Origin of the sequence: Microcoleus sp. AT3-A2, assembly GCF_036705685.1 — a bacterium.
Lineage (GTDB): Bacteria > Cyanobacteriota > Cyanobacteriia > Cyanobacteriales > Microcoleaceae > Microcoleus.
This window is the reverse complement of the sequence record NZ_JAUBVF010000012.1, coordinates 24335-47216: the sequence shown is the minus strand read 5'-3', so window position 1 is coordinate 47216 and position 22882 is coordinate 24335. Positions and strand designations below refer to the sequence as shown.

General features: G+C 44.8%; 14 protein-coding genes. 1 reads left to right on the top strand and 13 read right to left on the bottom strand.

The features are described 5' to 3' along the window. Window positions 1–24: 24 nt before the first annotated feature. The 12 genes from QUB37_RS09835 to QUB37_RS09780 form a co-directional block, all read right to left on the bottom strand. The gene (locus tag QUB37_RS09835) at window positions 25–486 is read right to left on the bottom strand and encodes a VOC family protein (protein ID WP_333161385.1); all 462 of its coding nucleotides are present in this window, start codon (window positions 484–486) and stop codon (window positions 25–27) included. A 497-nt stretch (window positions 487–983) separates the two neighbouring features. After that, complete coding sequence (locus QUB37_RS09830) at window positions 984–1469, bottom strand: glutathione peroxidase (RefSeq protein WP_333161383.1); 486 nt, start codon at window positions 1467–1469, stop codon at window positions 984–986. A gap of 290 nt (window positions 1470–1759) precedes the next feature. Beyond that, window positions 1760–2653: a DUF2382 domain-containing protein gene (locus QUB37_RS09825; protein WP_333161381.1), complete on the bottom strand. Its 894-nt coding sequence runs from the start codon at window positions 2651–2653 to the stop codon at window positions 1760–1762. 220 nt (window positions 2654–2873) lie between these two features. Next, the gene (locus QUB37_RS09820) at window positions 2874–3737 is read right to left on the bottom strand and encodes a DUF2382 domain-containing protein (RefSeq protein WP_333161379.1); all 864 of its coding nucleotides are present in this window, start codon (window positions 3735–3737) and stop codon (window positions 2874–2876) included. A gap of 396 nt (window positions 3738–4133) precedes the next feature. Further along, window positions 4134–4649 (bottom strand): DUF1499 domain-containing protein, encoded by a 516-nt coding sequence (locus QUB37_RS09815; protein ID WP_333161377.1) that lies wholly within the window; start codon window positions 4647–4649, stop codon window positions 4134–4136. Window positions 4650–4717: 68 nt separating this feature from the next. Further along, window positions 4718–6376: an adenylate/guanylate cyclase domain-containing protein gene (locus tag QUB37_RS09810; RefSeq protein ID WP_333161375.1), complete on the bottom strand. Its 1659-nt coding sequence runs from the start codon at window positions 6374–6376 to the stop codon at window positions 4718–4720. Continuing rightward, window positions 6351–8921 carry a response regulator gene (locus QUB37_RS09805; RefSeq protein WP_333161373.1) on the bottom strand — a complete coding sequence of 857 codons (2571 nt, stop codon included), beginning with the start codon at window positions 8919–8921 and terminating at the stop codon, window positions 6351–6353. The genes QUB37_RS09810 and QUB37_RS09805 overlap by 26 nt, the downstream gene beginning before the upstream one ends. After that, window positions 8918–9310 (bottom strand): response regulator, encoded by a 393-nt coding sequence (locus QUB37_RS09800; RefSeq protein ID WP_333161371.1) that lies wholly within the window; start codon window positions 9308–9310, stop codon window positions 8918–8920. Before QUB37_RS09800 ends, QUB37_RS09805 begins: the two co-directional genes overlap by 4 nt. 209 nt (window positions 9311–9519) lie before the next feature. Continuing rightward, window positions 9520–10944: a response regulator gene (locus QUB37_RS09795; protein WP_333161369.1), complete on the bottom strand. Its 1425-nt coding sequence runs from the start codon at window positions 10942–10944 to the stop codon at window positions 9520–9522. 7 nt (window positions 10945–10951) lie between these two features. Next, window positions 10952–14896, bottom strand: a complete 3945-nt coding sequence (locus QUB37_RS09790; RefSeq protein WP_333161367.1) for a PAS domain S-box protein — start codon at window positions 14894–14896, stop codon at window positions 10952–10954. 450 nt (window positions 14897–15346) lie between these two features. Continuing rightward, window positions 15347–18115, bottom strand: coding sequence for a family 10 glycosylhydrolase (locus QUB37_RS09785; protein WP_333161365.1), 2769 nt, complete (start codon window positions 18113–18115; stop codon window positions 15347–15349). Between the two features lie 395 nt (window positions 18116–18510). Beyond that, window positions 18511–21249, bottom strand: coding sequence for a DEAD/DEAH box helicase (locus QUB37_RS09780; protein WP_333161363.1), 2739 nt, complete (start codon window positions 21247–21249; stop codon window positions 18511–18513). Window positions 21250–21478: 229 nt separating this feature from the next. On the opposite strand from QUB37_RS09780, the gene QUB37_RS09775 reads away from it, so the two are divergent. Next, the gene (locus QUB37_RS09775; RefSeq protein ID WP_333161536.1) at window positions 21479–22612 is read left to right on the top strand and encodes a succinylglutamate desuccinylase/aspartoacylase family protein; all 1134 of its coding nucleotides are present in this window, start codon (window positions 21479–21481) and stop codon (window positions 22610–22612) included. A gap of 69 nt (window positions 22613–22681) precedes the next feature. Here the strand turns inward: QUB37_RS09775 and QUB37_RS09770 are convergent, their stop codons facing one another. Then, window positions 22682–22864, bottom strand: a complete 183-nt coding sequence (locus QUB37_RS09770) for a hypothetical protein (RefSeq protein WP_333161360.1) — start codon at window positions 22862–22864, stop codon at window positions 22682–22684. Window positions 22865–22882: the final 18 nt, after the last annotated feature.

Genomic DNA, 22882 nt, shown 5'->3' with positions numbered 1-22882 from the left:
TACCAAGAACCCGATAGCGACTGTTTAAACTGCATCACAACGGATTTCGATGATAAATCCATCAGGATCGTAAAAGTAAATGCCGCGTCCTGTAGCGCGAGTGACGGGGCCGCTATCGATCGCAATTTGATTTGACTGTAGCACTTCCAGAGCGCGATCGAATAAATCCGGCTCGATGTCAAAGGCTAAGTGATTGGCGCGAGTAAAAGCTTTCTCCGGGTCTGGGTTTGGCGGTTCCAACTCGGGCTGCCAAAATAAGTCAATCACAGTGCCGTCAGGGGTAACGAAATTAGCGACTTTACCAGCGGCTACCATTTCTGTTAAAGTTGCGGGAATTTCTGCACCTGTTAGTTCGTGCAGACCGAGAATTGTACCGTAGAAGTGGCGGGAAGCTTTCATGTCACGCACGTTTAAAGCGATATGGTGAACGCGGCGCAAATTCCCCGGCGCGAGGGCAATTTTGACGTTGTTTTCCGTAGTTTGCATGATAGTCAATTGCGAATGTTAAAATTGAAAGCCCTTTAATTTATTCAGATCGTCTGCTGTAAAATAAACATTTTAACTTGGTAGTCAAGACTGGAACCCTCCGATTTCTATTAGGTTAGGACTGAAGTCCTCACTACAAAGACTTTAATTCTGGTTGTGCGATCGCACATCATATCGATTAGTATTATTTTTCTTTAGGAAACGATGCCATGCCTACAAATAGCATAGCCAGACCACCTGCCAAAATTGCGAAGGCAAGTAAACCTACCACTAAATCTAATCCCGATGTATTTTCCATTAAATTAAACTGTTCTCCAATTAAATACAATCATCGGTATGTGTTCATGGTTGAGTGCTTGCACACAATGGGGAAGATTAGAAGAAAAAAATTAGCTTTCAACTTATTAGAAAAAAAGCCTATTAATTTCTTCCCTCTTCCCTAAACATCCATCCGTTAAATCGGTTGAATTCTGTAAACTGCTTAGTTGCCGAACTGCTTATTTTGCCAATTCTCGATCGATAGCAGCGATCAGTTCGGGCGAATCGGGGCCAACACTGCTGCGGAATCGGGCAACCACTTCACCCTGTTTGCTAACTAAGAATTTCTCAAAATTCCAGGAAACCTCACCCTTGGGCTCGACTGCACTCGTAAGCTTAGCGTACAGCGGGTGCTGCTGAGTGCCTTTAGCGCGTACTTTGTCAAATAATTCAAAGGTGACGCCGTATTTGGTAGTACAGAAATTGACGATTTCTGGATTACTTCCGGGTTCTTGACCTCCGAAGTCGTTGCAGGGAAATCCTAAAACACGGAGTCCAGCCGCGCTGTACTTCTGGCTCAATTCTTCGAGCCCTTTGTATTGAGGTGTATAGCCACATTTGGAAGCTACATTAACTATCAAGAGTACCTGGCCAGCGTACTCTCCTAGCTGCTTGTCTTCGCCTGCGATCGTTTTTACTTTAATGTCGGAGATTGTGCTGGGCATTTTCAAATACTTTTAAATTTGACCACCACAATTTTACTGCAAGTCGCTACAATTTTGTCGAGAGGTCGATCGCTAAAAATTTAAATATCCCGGCCGGGGCGGGTTTACGGATCTCAGGCTTATATTATAGATATTGGTGAACCCGCCCCTACCAACATTACGGTTAATTTACCGAACACGATCTTAGTAGAGGGCGGTAAACTTTCCCCACAGAAGTGCTCGCCACAGTCCGCTCTTAGATTTAAGTTTCTCGCTAATAGCTAAAATCTACACCGAAAAGGACGAATATTTTAACTCTCTGAGTGGTGTTCCGTCATCCATTTTTGGTAAGTATCCTCAAGTTGTTTGTCTTCGAGAACGAGTTCTAGGCGGACTTTGACGCAACCGTGACGGGGTTGAGAGGCGATCGAATTTAAGATCTTGCTAGCTTTCTGGACAGAGGTAAATTCAGCCTTAACTGTCGGTTCTTGGCGATCGGTCTTAATCTCCGTCAAATCTATACCGGTGATGTTTCCCTCGCCTAAATCTATTTCTGCCAACACCTTCGGATCGTCGCCGACTTGTTCAACAATCAGCTTTTCCCACTGGATAGGTACTTGTACCATCCGAGTTTCAATTTCTTTACGCACTATGACTTCGCCGACTTTGCGCTTGCTGCGATTGATCACCAATCGTTCTTCTAGCAGGCGAATTACTTCTTGATCGACAATATCCAAGTTTTCCTCATCCTGATCTGTCTCCCAATTTGCATCTGTGCGATCGGTATCTGTTAGATTTGACATAACTGTTGAGGGATTTGTTGACTCACTGTTGCTAAATTCACTATGCGCTTCGGAGGCATTTTCTAAATACGGATGACCCCCATTTGCCGAAACTATCGGCAGCATATCGACTTGATCCGAATTAATAGTTACAAACAGCGCTTTTTGGTGATAATCGACTTTTTTTAGCAGCTTAACACTTAATAAAAAAATGCGGGGATTTTCGCTGCCTAGCCCAGCCACCACAAAGTTTAACTGACCGTTAGCATCAAAATAGACATCTTTAACTTTGCCGACCAAGTGACCTTGGTTGTCTTTGACGGTAAAACTTTTTAGCTTAGTTCTGACTTTTTCAGGTACCCGGTTGAGACGGGTTATTGATTTGGCAGTTGCTATTTTTTCTGCTGATGCTTGACCGTTCATTTTTTAAACTTTCCTGCTTAGGGATTTTTATTATGAATTGGTAAGGGGAAATTGGTAAAGGCGGGGAAAGTGCATCAACGTTGCCAAAACTAGACAAGTTTTGTACCCCCCCGCCACTCACATAGGAATTGCGCGATCGCTACCAATTCAATCAAACCTGCGCGGTGACAGAATTATGTCATTAAGGCGCAATTCCTATGCAATAGCTGTTGCGGTTGGTTTAGATCTTTTTATTTTTTTTATTATCTACAACCGCAGTTCCATCAGTCTTAACGTCTAATTCTTCACGACGCAAGGTTTCTTCGCCCTCAACCGTGCTGCGAACAACTTCTTTTGTGACGTTGACTTCTTCCCGGACGAAAGCTTCCTTGTGAATGTCGGCAGTTTCTTCGTAGACTTCCATGCGTGCAACTTCCCCAGATTGGAAGTCAGCGTCACCGACTGAAACTACTTGACCCGCTTCTACCGGGGTTACTCGATCAATTACGACTCGTTCTTTTTCAATGGGTACTGAAGCTCGCGCTGTTTCAGTTTCCACGCGCTTGCCAACTGCTACTTCGCCTGTTTTTGCGCGGTGTTTGTTGGCAATCAAGCGTTCTTCATAAAGCTTGAGATTTTGGTGCTGCTGTTCGTTCGTTTCGTAGAGGGGGCGGTCCATATCGTAGCTGTAGCTGCTGCGATCGTAGCTAGCAGGAGTTGCAGTGCGGGCAGCGGCAGTTCCTTGATTGCGGTAGACGCCTCTTACCTGTTCTTCGCGATCGTAATCTATTGCTTCTAATTCATTGTAAGCCGGCAATTGTTCTGCTTGAGCTTTGTTGCGAAGGCCTGTTGCGTAGACCCGATGGGCTCCGTAGTCGAAGCGAGCCGAGCCGATTGGCAACAATACTTTTTTGCCAAAAATCCAAATTCCGGTGTCAATTACCAGATAGCGGAAACGACCAGTGTCATCAACCAAAGCGTCATAAACCGTGCCTACTTTTTCATCAGAGTCGCCAGCATAAACATCAAATCCCTTGATGTCGTCTCCAGCAAAGATTTCTTCCTGATAATTCGGATAAAAGTCTGCTAATTTTTGAAGTGCCATGTGTTTTTTCCTCTTTGCTCTACTTAAATTAATAGTAGAAATTAATTCGTTCAGTTCCCTCTCCCTAAAGTCAGAAGTGTATAATTTAGGGTGTTTAATACTATAGGAATACTACGGCATCTCTTCTTCTGTGCTAGCGCGCTCAGCTATTTTAAAGATTGTAAAACTCTACAATCGTCAATCTTATAACAAGTATTAAAACTCAAAGCCAACCGTAGGGACACAGCAATGCCGTGTCCTACTCCCCTTGCAGGACACTCCTTTTCCTTTGCGCTGTACCTACTGTTAATAATTGTTAACTAGGTGGTGAAAAATCAACATTACATAGTAATAAACAAATATTAAAGCCCCTCATCTTGTAGGAGAGGGGCTTCAGGAAAGCTAGAAATTTTAAGTTCAGAGTTGATTGAATTGAGTTCTGATAGCTTCTATCCGACTGCGGTTAACTCCCAAATCCGACTGTCCCAGACGCGAAGCCGATCGCACATGGATGACTTTTGCTTCATCATCTACCAAAAATTCAACGTCATCAACAAACCCCATCAAAGCACTGGTAAACTCCGCATAGAGGTAATTATCAGTTGCAGTGATAATTTTAGTTTTTTTCAAGGACTCGATCGCCCCTTTGAGCTTTGCCATCGCTTCACTCTGGGACGAAGTGTATACCAAAGTCTCAATTTTGTGTTCGGCATCTTGACTGAAGCTGCTGACGCAGTTGGGGGAACTCGGGCACGCTGCGAGTTTTCCTGACTGAATTCCGATATTGGCAGGTCTGGTTCCAGCAAACATTGTTTTTTCTCCGGGTATAGCGATAAAACTAGCGATCGACAGTACCGCTACTGCTAGCAGTGATATTAAAATAACCAGGACTTTTTTCCATACTGTCGGCGATTTTGTTTCAACTGTTTGCAAAGGATTAGCCCTCCTGAAAGTATAAATGCGGTCTACGTTTCATATTAATTGAAATTTACATAAAAATATTAAAAAGATTTCTTTTGTTCTTCAATTAACCAGTAAGTCAGCATTTTTCCTTTACCTTTAATCGGGATATGACCCCGTTCTTCCAAAACAAACTGCTCTTTCAAAAGCTCGTAAGTCGCCGCCGTTACTTGAATTTTACCAGGCAATCCGTTAGACTCCATGCGTGAAGCAACATTAACAGTATCCCCCCACAAATCATAGCTAAATTTACTAATCCCAATAATTCCAGCCACTACCGAACCGCTGTGAATTCCGAGTCGCAATTGAAAATTTTCTCCCATTTTGGCATTAAACCTCCTCAAAGCTGCCTGCATCTCCAAAGCTAAAAGTGCGATCGCCGAGGAGTGATCTTCCCGCGCTGTCGGCAAACCCCCAACCACCATGTAAGCATCCCCAATCGTCTTAATCTTTTCCAACCCGTGCAATTCAGACAACCTATCGAACTCCGAGAAAATTCCGTTCAAAATTTCTACCAACTGCGTCGGACTTTTGTGAGCCGAAAACTCTGTAAAACCCACCAAATCAGCAAACAAGACGCTCACCTCATCAAAATGATCCGCTATCAACTTTTGCTCTTTTTGCAAGCGATCCGCAATAGGTTTCGGTAAAATATTCAGCAGCAATTTCTCAGTTTGTCCTTGCTGCACTTTCAGCGCTGCTTCAGCTTGTTTCCGCTGAATCAACGAACCTAGCTGCGTAGCAACTGCGCTCACTAATTCCAACAAGCGAGGCTGACATTTCAGAACTTTTTCGCGATAAAAAATCAAAATAGCTAACACTTGATTATCCGCCAAAATTGGCACTCCAAAAGCAGCTTTTAAGCCCACACTTACCGCAATTTCCGCTCGTAAGAAAACTTGTTCCGGTGCAGTAGAAACATCATCGATCCATTCAGACTGCTGCGACTGCCAAATCCTACCTGGGAGTCCGACACCGGGAGCAAAAATCAACTGCCAACTTGTTTGTCGGAATTGGGCAAAACTAGAGTCACTGACGTACCTGCCGGTAGCGCATTTTAAAAAGCCCTCACTGCAAGGAATCCAAGCTTCGCCCAGATTCCATTCAATAGTTTTGCAAATTAAACCTAAAATCACATCTATAGCCGACTCAAAATCCTCAGATTTGCTAATAGCTTGAGTTGCCTGCAGCAGCAATCTGGTTTCCATTTCCACCTGATGGCGTTCAGCTATCTCCTGGTGCAACTGGAGATTTTGAACGGTCAATTTTTGATTTTTCTCTTGCAATTGCATTTGCAATGAACGCACAGTAAGTTGATTGCTCACTCGCGCCAATACTTCTTTTACCTGAAAAGGTTTGGTTATATAATCCGCTCCGCCCACTTCAAAAGCTTTGGCTTTATTTATTCCTTCTTCTAGCGCACTAAGAAAAATGATGGGAATTTCCCTAAATTGTGACTGTGCTTTTAATCTTTTACATAGTTCGTACCCGTCAATATCCGGCATCATAATATCGAGTAAAATCAAATCTGGTGCGCTAGATTGAATTGCCTCTAACGCGGAAAAACCATTAGTAACTGGTCGAACTTTATAGCCATTCTTTTGCAAAATTCTAATCAACAAACGCAGATTGTCTGGCGTATCGTCAACTACTAAAATATCTGCTTGATAGTTTTCAGTTTGTTCCGCCTTCATCTGCATTATCTGATTCCTCTGCCTCGGCAATTACATTGAGAATTTTCTGGTAATCAAAATTATCGAGATGACCCTGGAGGATTTCCGCCAATTCAGGATGAGGCTCCCTTATTTCGTCGATTGTCCTGACAATTAAGTCAAAATCAGCACTGCGGATTACCTGCTTCATGTTGTCTATCCATTCTGCGGGAAGTGTAGATAAATAAGCTAGGGCAGCATTAGGGAGGGAGCCAGATAAATTATTTCGATCGCCTATTGAGATAACGTCCGTTGAGTTAGAGTAGAGATACTTCACGCCCAAATGTTTGGTGATGGTATCAAATATATCTGTTTTGCGGAAAGGTTTGCTAATAAAATCGTCGCAGCCGACCAATAAAGCAAACGCTTGCCTCCCTTCAATTGTACTAGCTGTCAAAGCAATAATCTTTGGAATCGGGGAGTCGGGATGGGACATATTCATTTCCCCCTTTCCTTGCTGCTCTTGCTCTCTCTGCTTGATTCTAGCCTTAATTTGTTTAGTAGCTTCGTAGCCGTCCATTACTGGCATTCGCACATCCATCAAAATTAAGTGCGGATGCCAGTTTTCCCACATTTCTATTGCTTCCTGGCCGTTGGTGGCTTGTTCCACCCCGAAACCCAAAGGAGAAAGCATTTTGACTAAAAGTTGGCGGTTGTCTTCGCGATCGTCCACAATTAAAATCCGATAGCACGGTTGATTGGGTTCCAACCCACTAACTTCGCGGTTAATTTCCGGATCTGGAAGCTCAGCAGGATAAACCGCACCGACTGGAATTTCAAATTTAAAAGTGGTACCGAGTTCCAGTTGACTTTCTACGACAATTTCTCCTCCCATCAGGCGGACAAATTGACGGCTGATCTTCAATCCTAAACCCGTGCCTTTCTGATGTTTTTGACCGGAAGCTGTTTGGACAAACGCCTTAAAAATATTGCCCAATTCTTCGGGAGCAATGCCAACTCCTGTATCTTCAATTTCAAATACAAGGAACAAACCCGGCACAGTTAAATCCTCAACATCATGGCTGCATTCAACCTTGGCAAAATCACTGCTAGTTCTCGAAAAATCCCGAATACTTCTTGTGGTATCAAAGCAAGCTTTCGGACTATCCAATAAATCCAAAAATCCCGATTTTTCTAACTTTATAGCTCTTAAGATAATTTCGCCTGTTTGGGTAAACTTAATCGCATTACTCAGAAGATTAATCAGCACTTGCCGCAGTTTAATATCATCGGTTCGCACGTACTGAGGAACGTCAGCATCGCGCTGGAAATGCAACTGCAATTCTTGATTATGTACTCGCAGTTGAAACATATCTTGCAAATCGTCAAGCAAGCGGTAGAGATCGAAGTTTTTTGGGTTGAGTGTCATCCGCCCCGCTTCGATTTTTGACAAGTCTAAGACTTCATTGATCAACGCCAGCAAGTGTTCGCCACTACGGCGAATAATTCTCATATTTTCTCGGTTTTCGACCGTCAGATCCGGGCTGGGTTCCATGATTTGTGCAAAGCCGAGTATAGAATTGAGAGGGGTGCGTAACTCGTGGCTCATATTGGCAATAAACGTGCTTTTAGCTTTGTTTGCTGCTTCAGCAGCTAAGGCGGCTTGTTGCAGTTGTTCTGTGCGTTCGTCAATTTGGGCTTCTAAGGTGTGGTGGTATTCTGCTAGTATTTTTTCGGCTTGTTTGCGATCGCTAATATCTTGAAAAGCTGCGATCGCATAAACAATATTTCCGCTAGCGTCAAAAATCGGCGTGGTATTGATCTCGATCGCAATTTTTTTGCCATCTTGACGGATTTCTACATCGTCAACCTTAACAGATTCTCCTTTCAGTGCCCGCAAAATTGGCAGATTATCCGGCGGGTACAACTCATCAGTATTGGCAACATAAAGTTGATAAGTGGCAGCTAATTGTTCCGCAGTGCTTTCCGGGATCGTGTCTGCACCCAGCAAATCCCGCGCTGCCTGGTTGAAATAGGCGATCGAGCCATCGGGATGATAAACAGATACCCCCACTGGCAAAGCTTCTAAAAATTGACTCAGGCGGCTTTCACTCGCAGACAGCGCCTCATTTACTAGCTTTAACTCCTCGTTTACTTCTTGGCGCTTCTGAATTTCATCAGTTAACTTTTGATCTTGCAAATAACTGTGAACTGCTTCTACTACCGTTAATTTTAAATCTTCATTTTGCCAAGGTTTAGGAATATAACGGTACAATTTAGCATACTTGATAGCATTACTCAGGGCTTCCAAATCGGCTTGCCCCGTTAGCATAATGGTCAGCGTCTCCGGCGAGCTTTCGTGAATTCTTCTGAGCAGTTCATCCCCTTTAATATCCGGCATGATATAATCGGAAAGCACCAAAGCAATCTCATATTCATCTGCCTGCAAATCGGCCAGCAAATCTAAAGCATCAGCCCCCCCTTCAGCGGTTTCAATTATACACCGATCGCCGATTGCCTTTTTCAGTTCAATCTTTAAACTATTCAAAACGTCAGGTTCATCATCAATACAAACAATCACAGGTTTTTTCATAACTTAGCCAGCCCAGATTTTATAGTCTCTATTAAGTCTTTGCTTTGCCAGGGTTTGTACAAGCAACAGTATAAATCTGCTTCTTCTACTGCCCGCTGAACAGCCGCTGCATCGGCTTGTCCAGTCAACATCACTTTAATAATTTTAGGATATTTTTGGTGAACTTTAATTAAAAGTTCGTCACCTTTAATTCCCGGCATCAGCCAATCAGAAACAACCACAATCACCTGAGCTTTTTCTTGAAAGTCCTCCAATAAATCTAAAGCTTCCTCACCACTTTCAGCTAATTCATAAAAGTAATCATTTTTAAATTCCTTTTTGAGCTGAATCTTGAGAGTATTCAAGATATCAGGCTCATCATCAACGCAAAGAATTACAGGCTTATTCATCTTTTCCTCTCTGCTTAAATTTTAGTAGGTTTACCGACATGAGTTGCTTTTACGTTATTGATTTCGGGCAAGGATGCAGGATATCTGTTCCTATCTTATTTTAATAGGACTTCCGAAGATAAACCCAGTTTCTTGTAATAAATCTTGTATTTGTCAGAGAGACAGCGACGAGTGTCACCGGGAATCAGCCCCCTGCAGGTAAGTTGTGTTTAATAAATTGGCAGCGAGACGGTAAAAGTTGTCTGCCCCGGTACAGAATCTACAGCAATTGTGCCTTCGTGCTTTTCCACAATTTTTCTCACAATATCCAATCCCAAACCGCTACCTTCGCCCGCAGATTTAGTCGTAAAAAAGGGCTGAAAAATTTTAGGAATAATTTCTGAGGGAATACCTTTACCGTTATCAGTAAACTTGAGAAAAATCTTTGCCTCTTGCTGCCGAGTTTCAATCGTCAAACTACCTTTATAATCCATTGCTTGCAGGGCATTATGAAGGAGATTCGTCCAAACTTGATTTAAGTCATCGGGATAGCACATAATTTGGGGTAAATCTCCATAATTTTTTACTATTTCTATACCGTGTTTCAGTTGATTTTGATAAAGAGTTAACACCGTTTCAATGCCATCGTGTAAGTTCGCCTGAACTTTTTCTGGTTGGCTATCAAAATGAGCGTAGGTTTTTAAGGCAAATACTACTTTCCCAGACTTCGCTGTTGCTCGTTGGATCAGGCTAATACTTTTTTTAAAGCTCGCAAACTGGTAAGCACTATTTAAAACTACTTCCCAATCTGGCGATTTAAAAAGCGGCCATAGCTCTTCTATTTGTTCGTAAATTTCCATGTCAACTAAAGTATCCGCAATTTCCTCAGACTTTTCAACAGATTGTGCCATCAAATCCGCCGTCAACTGGTGCTTAAACTTGCGTTTCTCTCTGCTTGTGAATAAAACTTTTTGATGGGTGGCTCTGTACAATAAAGCTAAAAAATAAGCTTTGCTTTCCTCAGAAAGTTGTTGATAAATTTCAGGAAACTTTTCTAAAAACTCGTTGGAAAAATTAGCTATATTATTAATAGAAGAACCTATAATGCCCAGTGGGGTATTGATTTCGTGAGCAATACCGGCGATCAGTTGTCCCAGAGCTGCCATTTTTTCAGATTGAATCAAATGCTCTTGAGTGGTTTGCAGTTGGTAGAGCGCCGTTGCTAAATCTTGATTTTTTTCTTGCAAAGTTTGTTGCAGTGAACAAATTTTCAAATGAGTTTCTATCCGGGCCAAAACTTCTTCAACCTGAAACGGTTTAGTAATAAAGTCAACTCCGCCCACTGCAAAAGCTTTAACTTTATCCAGCACGTCATTGATCGCACTAATAAAAATAACAGGAATGTCTTTGGTAAATTCAGAAGCTTTGAGTTGCTGGCAAACTTGATAGCCGTCCATTTCCGGCATCATAATATCCAGCAGCACTAGATCCGGGGGTATTTTTTGAGCTGCAGACAATGCTAGCTTGCCATTGGGTACGGGGCGAACTTGATAGCCTTTTTCGCTCAAAATTCCGACCAGCAGCCGCAGGTTTTCTGGCGTATCGTCTACTACTAAAATATTAGCTCGATTGGTTTTAGGTGAAGTTGAAGTCATCGGGTATTTACTGTTTCTCGCTGAGTTCGATTATGTTCAAAATTCTGTCATATTCAAAATTATTAATACAATCTTGAAGCTTGCCCGCAAGAGAGGGATTGACAGTGTAGATTTGTGCAATCGAAGTTGCGATCGCCTCCATGTCTACACTCAAAATACTTTGCTTGAATTGGGCCATCCAGTCTGGAGAAAGAGAGGCGAAAGCCTCCGGTGTCAGCACCTCCTGACTTGACTCCTCTAAACCTGCGGCACTTACTGCAGTTGGATCTTCATAAATATAGCGTACTCCTAAATGTTTTCCCATTGCCACAAAGATATCCTCCTCTCGAAACGGTTTCCGCATAAAATCATCACAACCCGCCGAAAGAATCACCGCCCGTTCTTCCTCCAAAACGCTAGCAGTTAGGGCCACAATCGCCGTTGCTTGCCCGCCAGTTGTAGTTTTAATCTGTTTCGTTGCCTCATAGCCGTCCATGACAGGCATTCTCATGTCCATCCAAATCAAATGCGGTTCCCACTCCATAAAAATATCAACCGCTTCTTTACCGTTATTCGCTTCTCTCAACTCAAATCCGAGTGGGCTGAGAAGTTTTACTAACAGTTGGCGGTTCAAAGGTTTGTCGTCCACAATTAGCAAGCGATAACTCGGCTGATTCGGTTCGAGGGCAACAACTCGGCGTTGACTTTTTTTGCTTTCAATATCACTAGCTTCAACCAGATGAACTTGGATGTCAAACTGAAATACTGCCCCCTTTCCGATCTCGCTGCTAACAGTAATTTCACCTCCCATTAATTGCACAAACTGGCGACTAATAGCTAAACCTAAACCAGTTCCTTCCTGAGAATCTTTACCTGTCTTCGTCTGCACGAATGCTTCAAATAACTGATGGAGTTCCTCAGCAGCAATGCCTGCACCAGTATCTTGAACTTCAAAATGCAGCCAGTAGCGGCCGGGCAATTGGTCAGTGCTGTTTTTATGTATATTCCGCCTTCCTCCTTTGACTTGCACCGACACTCCCCCTTCTGAAGTAAATTTAATTGCATTATTGAGCAAATTAATTAAAACTTGTCGCAATTTAACTTCATCAGTACAAATGTAATGGGGAACTTCTGCGTCTCTGTCGAAGATTAATTGCAAATCTTTCTGCTCAGCTTTGAGAGCAAACATATCTTCTAAATCGTCGATTAGTTGGTACAAATCGAAGCTTTTTGAATTAATAGTCGTGCGTCCGGCTTCGATTTTTGACAAGTCTAAAACTTGGTTAATTAAAGCCAGTAAATGTTCGCCACTCCGCAGGATAATTCCGACATCTTCTTGATTTTCCTGAGACAACGTTTTACTGCGAATCATGACTTGAGCAAAACCGATGACCGCGTTCAGGGGCGATCGCAATTCGTGGCTCATATTGGCGAGAAAGGTACTCTTAGCTTTGTTTGCTGCTTCGGCGGCTTCTTTCGCCTGCTGCATTTTGATTTCCGCTTGTTTGTTATCAGTAATATCTTTAATAAAACCTTCGTAGTAAAGTAGATTTCCTGCTTCATCGCAGACAGCGCGACAATTTTCCGAAATCCAGATTATGCTGCCATCTTTGCGGTAAATTTCCGATTCAAAGTTTGATAGTATCCCGCACTCGTTCATCAGCGCTGCAAATTCGTCGTGGCGGTTGGATTTCACGTAAAGCTGATTATTGAAATTCGGCTGTGCTGCCATTAATTCTGCAGGCGAGTCGTAACCGTAGATGTTAGCTAAAGCGGGGTTAGCGCTGATGTATTTCCCGTCAATAGCAGTTTGAAAAATTCCATTCAAAGCATTTTCATAAATGTTGCGGTACTTTTCTTCTGCTTCCCGGAGGGCAGTTTCTGCTTTTTGCCGCTCAGTAATATCGCTAGAAATCGACAAAAAACAAGCTTCTCCGTCAATATCGATGGTTTCTATCGACAGCAGTGCCGTTCTTTCTGTACCCTTTTTATTGCGAAACCTCAGCTCATAATTGTGAAGAGCCGTCTTATTTTTTAACATTTTAATCATGCGATCGCGCTCTCCCAAACTAGCCCAAAAATTGAGTTCTACTGCTGTTTTTCCAATAATTTCTTCGTGACTGTACCCCATCATCCGACAAAAGCTCTCATTGGCTTCTATGTGGCGGCCATCGCTAATTCTAGTCAGGGTAATCGCATTAGGGCTTAAACGGAAAGCTTTAGAAAACTTTTCTTGTACCTTAGCAAGATCGGCGGTACGTTCTGCAACTTGCGCTGCTAAATTGTCGTTGTATTCCTTTAATACTTTCTCGGCTAGTTTGCGTTCTGTAATATCTTGAAAAGCGCACATCCCATAGATAATATTTTTTTGAGCGTCATAAATAGGAGTTCCCCAAACTTGTAAGGGAACAGTTTTGTCAGTCGAGGAGATTTCAATGTCATCAACAGTTACACTTTTACCCTGCAAAGCATTTAAAATTGGGTCGCGATCCGCCGGGTAAATTTCCTGAGTGCCCGCTAAATAAACTCGGTAGGATTGACGTAAACTTTCGGAATCGGCTGGTACAATTCCTTGAGATAAAAGTTGCTCTCCGGTAGGGTTAATGTAGTAAGGTTGACCGTTGGTTTCTGCAATAAAAATCCCTAGTGGTACTGCATTGAAAAATTGTTTTACTCTGTTTTCACTTTCCGAGAGAGAAGTAAATGAATGCTGCAATTGCTCGGCCATGCTGTTAAAAGCAGTGGCAAGTTCTCCGAGTTCATCTTCGCGATTCAGAGTGAGCTTTGTATCCCATTCATTCCGCGCCAAAGCTTTAGCCGCAGCATTCAATTTTAAAATAGGCTGAACTACCCATTTAGCAGTAAGAATCCCCAGAATTGTCGCCCCCATCAAGGCTGCAATCGACAGTAAAAAAGTCGTGCGCGTGTTGAGGTTAATTTGCTCCATAAAGTCAGACTCGGGTACAACTACTACAATCAGCCAATCCAACCCTCGATCGTCTTTAAAAGGAGCTACCTGAACAAAATTTCGCTTGCCATCAACATCAAAAGTAAGTTGTTGAGAATTAGTGATTTTAGCTAAGCTATCGTAGGATTTATCTAGATGCTGTGCAGTTTGGCGAATTACCGGATTCTCGCTTTGTGAAGCTTTAATGCGCCTTGTTTCTTTACCTTCCACCAGGAATTCTGGACTCGCCGTTGAAGTGGCAATTAACATCCCCGATCGCTCCATGACAAAAGTTTGTCCTGATTTGCCAATTTTGAGGCTAACCAGAAATTCTTTGATGCGGGAAAACAGCAAATCGCTGCCAGCTACTCCTAACAATTTGCCAGCATCGTCGTAGATAGGCAAAGCAGCAGTAATTGCCAGTTCCCTCGTCAAAAAATCTGTATAGATTGGAGTCCAAATTGGTTTTTTAGCCGCAGCGGCAGCTATGTACCAAGGGCGAGTTTGCGGGTCGTAAATATTGGGTGATATTTGCACTAATTGAAGGCGGTTTCCCTGAGAGTCAGCAGTATAGCGAGCTAATTTATTGCCAGTAGAGCTGTCAGCAGCCGATATCAAAATCCTATCTTTAGTGCGGATTGCTCCCGAATGTTCTCCATTTTCTTTCCCTGTGTAAATGATGCTGATAGAATCAAAATATTGAATTTGTTCGAGGAAATGATGTTCTAGTTTTTGGTTGTCTTCTAGGTTCAACTGCCCCAATTTTATGCCTTGAACGTTCAGGTGATTGACAATGTGGGGAATTGACATATAATTTTCCATGCGGTCTTTGATGCGATCGCTAATTTCTCCCCGCAACTGAGCGGCAACATCGTTGACCGCCCGCTGACCGTTTTGGAACGACAGCCAACCTACAACTCCTACGATGCCGACAATTTGCACTAAAAAAGGAACCACTAGCACCGTTTGTAATGGAGCTTTGCCGATAATTTTTGTAGCCAAACGATTGAGTGGTTTAGGAAACATATTCATCCTCAGAGGAATTGGGCATTGGGAATTGGGCATTGGTAATTGTTGGGAGTTTTAAGTGTAAATTATGTTCCCTTTTCCCTTCCTTTTCTCCTTATGCTGTAGTTTACTGACGACAGTACCGTCGATCAATTCATATCAAAATAGCGTATTTCTACTCAGAGTTTTTTCGTAACTATTGATACAGATCATTGGGCGCGATCGACCTAAGTCGAAATCATCTGATCTATTGCACCATTCTCAATTACTTATTTAGGAACAGGCTTTTCGGCCTGTTCCACAAGAGATGAATTTTATTGTGGAACAGGCAAGATCCCTGTTCCACAACAAGTACATTTTATTGTGGCGTGGGCATCCTGCCCGCCCAGGGAAGGGTTATTGAGAATGGTGCAACATCTCAGTTTGAACAAACAGTAGCTAACAAGCACACACCCAAAAAATCTGTATTTACCTGCGATTCAACTCCATCCTTTCGCCGTAACGTAAAAGCATATCCAAACTCTCCAAACGATTTTGCCAAGTTTGCACCTGATAGCTATTTTCGGCAGAATGCAAGCGCATCGAAGATTGAAATTGAGATTGAAAACTCCCCAACAATCTTTTAGCAGTTGCTAAACTTTCTCTAGAAGGATTTGCCGCCAACTTGCTCAAAGCTTGCGCCAATTCATCCGATCGACTTTGCAAAACTTTCAGTTCAGATTCCGACATCCGCAACTGATTGTTAGCCAACAAAAAACTCCATTCCTGCTTGAGAGCAGTATACCGCGAAGCCGCCGCCGCAAACGGCTGTCGGTAAGGAATCGGCTCCGCAGCAGAAGTGGAACGCACTGGCGAGCCTTGAGTGCGGTTAAAAAACCCCTGCATCCCGCTGCTGATACTTTCCACGGCAAAAATAGCATAGCCCCCTGTCGGCAAATCGCGCAAAGCTTGAATTTGGTCGATCGCCACAACTTCCGGGAGAGTCAACAACTTAACCGCCGGAGAAATCAAAGCCGAACCCAGAATTTGTTCATTTACCAGCGGTTCGGTGATGCGCTGAAGTCGGTTCGTATCCAAAGCATAAGTCATCGGCACAATCAAATCTACAATGCCTTGACGAGCCCAAACTTCCCAATTTTGCTGGATTTTGTAAATCCGCTGACTTTCCGGGTGCGGAAACACTGCCACCGACAGAATTGTGCGCGGATAATTCTGTCGCAAAAGCTGAGAAACTTCAGCTACAAAACTATTAATTTGATTAGTTTTAAACTCAACCCACTGCCGCCACAAACTGCCGTTCCTAGGGGAAATATTCACCGGGTCTGCACCAGTCAACTGCTTAAATTGCTGCCTCCCCGCAATACCGTAACCGTAAGTAAAATTCGCATTATCATCTTGAAAAGGATAGCGAATATAGTCTAACTGTACCCCATCTACTTTGTAGTTATTGGCAATTTCGCTGACGATTCGCAGCAAATAATTCCGCGCTTCCGGGTTCGCTGGATCTAGATAAAATTTACCATCGTTAGGATTTTGCGTGCGTCCTTTATTGTCAATATTTGCCCACTGTGGATGAGCGGAAAGCACTGGGCCGGGATAAGAACTAGGCTGGCCAATTAAAGTATTGTGGCGCTTATTTCCTGTGGCAAAAACCCAGACCCAAGCGTGCAGTTCTATGCCTCGCTCGTGGGCTAATTTAACCGCAGATGCTAGCGGGTCCCAGCCAACAGTCAGGGGATTTTGTTGCGGTGCAACTTGACTGGGATAAATCGTATATCCGGCATTCAATGTTTCAAAGAAAACAGTATTGATACCGGCGGCGGCGAGTCGATCGAACACTGCGGCCAAACCCTGTTCTGAACGCGCTGCGACGATCGTCCCGCGATCGAGCCAAACCGCCCGAATTTCCGCCCCAACCCGCTGTCCTTCCTTCGGGTAATTTTGCCACAGCAACTGTCGCGCTTCCACCCACTGCGATCTCGCCTCGGCGTAGTTTTGTTCTTGCAGGAGTTGGTCGAAAGTTTGCAAAACCTGTCGCGCTTGGGCGATCGCCCGTCCCCTGATCGCTTGCAGAACAGGGGGGCGGCTGGCTGCCGGGCCGCCTCCGCCCTGTTCTGCCGCCACCAGTTGAGGGGAGCTAGCAACATTGAGATTGATGGCGGTATTGGCTGAATTAGATGCTGTTAGGGCGCTTTCAAACCTGCCGAGGAGGTTAGTGAGTTCTTGGCGCATCAAGTACGCTTCAATGCTGACGATCGGCTTATTGGAATTTGGCTGCACGTCCAAACCCGGTGGCGCCGACTGATCCGAAGGGTCCGTAAAAGTTGCAGGAACTGAATCGGGAAGCGATCCCGATGGAGAAACTCGGCTCAGTGGGGTACTGCGCGGTGAACTAGGGGTGTTTCTAGTGACTCTGGAGGGGGGATTTGGTAGCGGGGTCGCGGCAGCAGTGGGCGGCGCTACAGGCCCAGAAGCAATTGTGCCTCCCCAGCGGGCGATCGAGGCTTGCAGCCAAGCCTTATCTAAATTTGCCGAACCGTCGCTACCCCAGCGCCAGCCGAGATAGGTAGCGCGATCGGTGGCGATGGCTGCGGAGGAACCGGAACTATCTTTCCAAGTAGCAATAGTTTGACTGTTCGCATCAGCCGGAATCAAGACACCGCCTTGGACTGAGGCATTTTTTTGTTCTGGGGGCATCCAACTGCTAGAAGTAGTGCAAGCCAGATCCCGACAGCGGCTGCGCGGTTGCGGGGTTGCCAGTTGGGTTAACGGAAAAGCCCAATAGGCCCCAAGGAGTGATCGCAAAGATTGGCGCACCAAAGCCGGGGAACTGCGGCCGACGGGGCCCGAAGCAATCAAGCGGCCACCCTGGGAGGCCCAAGCTTCTAAAACTTTAATTTGTGCCGGAGTCAAAGTTTCAATGTTGGGCAAAAACAGCACGTTAACGCCTGTTAAATCCGCCGTACTTTTGATTTCTTCGAGATTGATTGGTTTGTAAGCAATGCCGCTTTCCCAGAGGCGCGTGGTAATCTTTACCCAGTCGGGAGAATTCTCGGAACTGCGAACAACGCCCAGAACTACTTCTGCGAAACTCGGAGAGGGAAATAGGATGAAGAGATTGAGTAATGTACTCGCTATAGTTCCAATTAAGACTCTTTGCAAGAAAGTGAAAAAGCGCAATTTTTTAGCCTGGGAGCAGGCATCCGGCAGTTGATCAGGCTTATTGATTTGTTGCATAAATATGAGAATTACTCACCACACCGCTAAAGAAAAATTTAATAACAATTAAGAGCGATCGATCCGCACCATACAATTGTCTATCCTGCCCTGCAACCTGAATCAGGAAAAAGTGCGATCGATCGATTTTAGATTTTGGATTTTAGATTTTGGATTTTGGATTTTAGATTTTGGATTTTAGATTTTGGATTTAAATCTGGATCTATTCCTCATGACTGTTGACTGTTGACTGTTTGGGCATTTGAACAATACCGATGCAACCGGAAACGATTTTAGATTAAAACCTGGGTGCATTTGGGTTGAAAAACCCCAAATACAATTTAGATGCCACACAGCTTACAGCCAACTGTCAACAGCCAACAGTCAACAGTCAACAGTCAACAGTCAACACTTTTCTAAGTTGCAGCTTCATTCACCGGGAATCTATCGATTAACTGCATCGCCCGACAAGCATTCCTCCGCAAAGAATCGGAAACATGAGGAACATGAGGAATCTGAGACAAGAAATCCAAAGTCCGGCGCAAAATCCGCACCACATCCCCTTCATCCAAACTCGTATGGCTAATCAGTTCCAGCCATTCAACGCCTAGAGCCCACTGCTCGACTAAAGTCACTAAATCCCGTTCCAGCCAAATCGGGATTGCAGAATCGTGCTTGCGCTGCACTTGAAACAATCGGCGGCGCAAGCCTTTTTGCAGATTGTCCAAAGGTGCCAAAACTTCTGGCGACAGCGAGTAGTGAGTCCAACTGTCGGGCCGAGAAACTTCTGTAACTAAGGCCGCGCAAGCAGCAGCGAGGTGGTGGGGGTCGAGTTCGTCAAACTCGGCAGACATCAGGGACAAACCCAGCCACAGTTCGTTATCGCCGCGAATGGCGGCGCAAGCTTGGCCCAAGATTGTGGGTACCAACCTGCCGGAGGAGTCATCTCGCTTTACATTTGCCGAAACTACTCTTTCCAAGCAGCCGAAATTCAGCAGGATGTCGATTAAGTTGAGAAATTCCTCCCAGTAGCGAGCTCTCTGCTTTTCTAAGTCTTCTTCGCTTTTGCGGATTTCTTTTTTCAATTCTTCCCGGCGGCGCTGGCGTTTGAGCAAAGTACCGGGATTGCCCCATTCTAAAACCGGGTGAGTTTCTAGCTTAGCTTCTACGGCTGCGATTTTCCGCTGTTGCTCGATCGCCTCTGGGCTCGGTTCCGGTGTCGGCAATTGTGGAATCGATGCAGCAATTGAAGCAGTTTCTTCAGTTCCCAAGCGGCACTGGCCCAGTCTCAGGGGCATTTCCGACGGCGGGTTCAAGGTATCTGCAACGCTCAAGCGGGGTAATTCGGCGTGCAGGCTAGCGACATCGCTAATGGCGACGACATACCAACGGTTATCTTTGCCCAAGCACACCAAATTTGGTGCTTGGCCGGAACCTGCGATTTTGGCAACCAGTACGGCGGGTACAGGATTTGTGTGCGATCGTTTAGCTGTCGGAACGTGCTTACCTTTGAGACTCAGAACCGTGCCGAGCACTGCAAAAGCCACAGCTACGGACATTTCCTTAAATCTGGCTTCTTCAGCTTGCTGCAATAAAGTTTTCAGCAAACGTTTGTCTTCTTTGAGTCTTCCCTGCAATTTTTCGTAATGGGCAAGCTCTTTTTCCAGGGTGGAGACATTTCCTCCTGCCGCCAGGGACTTTTCCAGCACCGCCAATTCTGTTTGCAATCGGTCTAATTCTTCTTGCTGCGGCTGCAAGTACAAGGTAGACAGGTATTGACCGAAACTCCGCTCTACCAACTCTTGAGCTTCATCGAGAGTGTGTGTTTGCAGCAAATTCAGCACCATGCCGTAGCTCGGAGTAAACTGACTCGCGAGGGGGTCGGCTTTGGCTGTTGCCAAATACGAGGCTTCTTTTGCGCCTTCAAAGCGCGTCTGAACTGCGACCACGTGCCCCAGCTTGTCCATGCCCCGCCGACCCGCCCGACCGGCCATTTGCAGGAATTCTGAAGCGTTTAGCAGTCGGTGTCCCTTGTCCGTGCGCTTGGACAGGGTGGAAATAACTGTGGTGCGAGCGGGCATATTAATCCCGGCTGCTAGGGTTTCGGTGGCAAATACGACTTTAATCAAACCTCTGCCAAAGAGTTCTTCTACTAAACCTTTCCAAGCGGGCAAAATGCCTGCGTGGTGGGCCGCGATGCCTTTTAAAAGTGCTTCTTTTTGACCGAAGCGTTCTGCTTCTGGGTTTCGCTGTAAAAAATCGTCAATGATGCGTTTGAGTTCGGCTGTTTCGGCTTCGTTAACCAGGGAGAAATTGCCGACTTCTGCGACTGCTTGGTCGCACCCGCGACGGCTGAAGATGAAGTAAATTGCTGGTAGCATATCTCGATCGTCCAACCGCGCCAAAACATCGGTCAAACTCGGAGTGGGGATGCTGCCTCTTTCTACTTTTTGCCCCTTCTTTTTGGGGACTAACCGGACATTCGCTCTTTTGCCGGTCTCGTCTAGCAGGGGAAATATCCCTTTTTGGTTGGCGAAGTGGAATTGCAGGGGTACTGGCCGAAAGTCTGAGTAGACGAGCTCTGTGGGCCCGTGGACTTTGTTAATCCAGTCTGTGAGTTGGTCGCTATTGGCAACGGTTGCTGAGAGGGCGAGAAGTTGAATTTCGCTCGAACAGTAGATGATCGATTCTTCCCAAACGGTACCGCGCTGGCGATCGTTCATGTAGTGACACTCGTCGAGCACCACGGTTTCGACTCCGGTGAGGGAAGTACCGACTGCTCCGATCGGCGTACCGTAGAGCATATTCCGAAATATTTCGGTAGTCATCACCAAAATCGGCGCATCTCGATTGACGGAGATGTCGCCCGTCAGCAAACCTACGTTGTCGTCTCCAAATTGACTGCGGAAGTCGCGCAGCTTTTGGTTAGACAGAGCTTTGAGGGGAGTTGTGTAGAAGACGCGCCGCTTCCTGGAGAGTGCTTGATGGATGGCGTATTCGCCGATTAACGTTTTCCCAGAGCCTGTGGGAGCGCACACAACAACGGATTTACCTGCATCGAGGGCGGCGATCGCCTCTCTCTGAAAGTTATCTAGCTCGAATGGAAATATGGTCTTCAGATCCAGCTCTGGGCGGTTCTGGGCAGTGTCTGGCACAAGAATTATTATAAGGTTGCAGGGTAAGTATGCTTAAATCTTGCTGAAAGCAAGTCAGCAGAGGACTGTATTGATTTTAGACCTTCGTCAGCAAATCGGCTATGAAGGAATAAGTCTGTTGGCAGTTGGCAGTTGGCAGTTGACAGTTGACAGAAAAAATTTTTGCCTTCTTCCCTCTTCCCTCTTCCCTCTTCCTTCTTCCTTCTTCCCTCTTCCTTCTTCCTTCTCTATGATTCCAGTTATTTCGACTATTCCTGTGGTGCAGCTTGCTTCGGGCGATCGGCTTTCACTGCAAGTCTATCAGTTCCAAGGTGCGATTCCCGGCAAAAAAGCTTATCTCCAATCTAACCTCCACGGCGCTGAGATTAGCGGTAATGCTGTGATTTACCAATTAATTGAGTTTTTAATGTCTTTGGACAGCAGCCAGTTAATCGGGGAAATTTTGCTAGTTCCTGTTTGTAATCCTGTGGGTGTCAGTCAGCGATCGCACCATTTTTCCCCTGGTCGCTACAATCTTTATGATGGGGTAAATTGGAACCGGATTTTCTGGGATTTTGAAAAACAAGGGGAAGATATTCTGGGTTTTGCTAAGTCTCACCTCCATCTCGACGCTGATACTGTCAAAGTTAATTACAGAAAAGCGATTGCTTTGAGTTTTGCGAAAGAGTTGGCAAAAATTAACGCTCCTAGTTGCCGCCCTTACAGCGAACTTTACCGATATCAGCTACAATCTTTGTGTTTGGATGCTGACTATGTGCTGGATTTGCACAGTTCTACGAATCAAAGTTTAGATTACCTTTACTGTTTTAATTCTCGCGAGGAGAGTGCGAAAGCTTTTTTGCTCGATCGGGCAATCTTGATGAACGAGTACGACGGCGATGCTTTTGACGAGGCGTTTCTCAAGCCTTGGCTAGCTTTGGAGAAGATTTTGGCCGAGTTGGGAAGTACACTCAAATTTGATGTGGAAGCTTGGACTTTAGAATTAGGTTCGGGGATGGAAATGAATCCCGAGTCGGTGGCGAATGGCTTGCGGGGCATCAAAAATTACTTAGCAAGTAAGGGTTTATTGAAAATAGATGGATTTCCTCTCCCGGAAACAGCGAATCATCAAGTTATTTTCACCCCCAAGAATTTGGTGTTCAAATACTACGCGCCGGCGGGCGGGATGATTCAAAATCGAGTGCAATTGGGGAGTTATGTCAAAAAGGGCGATCGGCTTTATCAAATTCTCAGCTTTAATAAGAATGGGGAATTTCCCAGTTTGGTTGATGTTTGTGCTGAGTCGGATCTTTTCATTTTTGATGTTTCGACCAATCAGTCAGTAAATCAAGGAGAGTATGTGTTGTGTGTGATGGCAGATTGAGAATACCAAGAAACGCGGTTTATTGAAAAAACCGCGTTTCTGAAAACCTATCGGTAGTCGAACCATAATTTACAATATACTATTGAATAGGGCTTGTTTAAATTCCGCTGCACTTTTATAATAAATATCAGGATTGTCAATTAAAGCGCGATCGATAACTGTGGCTAGCGGTTGAGGAATAGCAGAAGTGCGATCGGGCACAGGAACCCCATCATTTTGCAAAACCGCCAAAAACTGGTCTTGATCCTGCAAATTTCGCGGGGAATATCC

Bases quoted from the DNA above. Each gene is read 5' to 3' on its own strand.
- QUB37_RS09835 (WP_333161385.1), bottom strand. From the start codon at position 486: ATGCAAACTACGGAAAACAACGTCAAAATTGCCCTCGCGCCGGGGAAT.
- QUB37_RS09830 (WP_333161383.1), bottom strand. From the start codon at position 1,469: ATGCCCAGCACAATCTCCGACATTAAAGTAAAAACGATCGCAGGCGAA.
- QUB37_RS09825 (WP_333161381.1), bottom strand. From the start codon at position 2,653: ATGAACGGTCAAGCATCAGCAGAAAAAATAGCAACTGCCAAATCAATA.
- QUB37_RS09820 (WP_333161379.1), bottom strand. From the start codon at position 3,737: ATGGCACTTCAAAAATTAGCAGACTTTTATCCGAATTATCAGGAAGAA.
- QUB37_RS09810 (WP_333161375.1), bottom strand. From the start codon at position 6,376: ATGCAGATGAAGGCGGAACAAACTGAAAACTATCAAGCAGATATTTTA.
- QUB37_RS09805 (WP_333161373.1), bottom strand. From the start codon at position 8,921: ATGAAAAAACCTGTGATTGTTTGTATTGATGATGAACCTGACGTTTTG.
- QUB37_RS09800 (WP_333161371.1), bottom strand. From the start codon at position 9,310: ATGAATAAGCCTGTAATTCTTTGCGTTGATGATGAGCCTGATATCTTG.
- QUB37_RS09795 (WP_333161369.1), bottom strand. From the start codon at position 10,944: ATGACTTCAACTTCACCTAAAACCAATCGAGCTAATATTTTAGTAGTA.
- QUB37_RS09790 (WP_333161367.1), bottom strand. From the start codon at position 14,896: ATGTTTCCTAAACCACTCAATCGTTTGGCTACAAAAATTATCGGCAAA.
- QUB37_RS09785 (WP_333161365.1), bottom strand. From the start codon at position 18,115: ATGCAACAAATCAATAAGCCTGATCAACTGCCGGATGCCTGCTCCCAG.
- QUB37_RS09775 (WP_333161536.1), top strand. From the start codon at position 21,479: ATGATTCCAGTTATTTCGACTATTCCTGTGGTGCAGCTTGCTTCGGGC.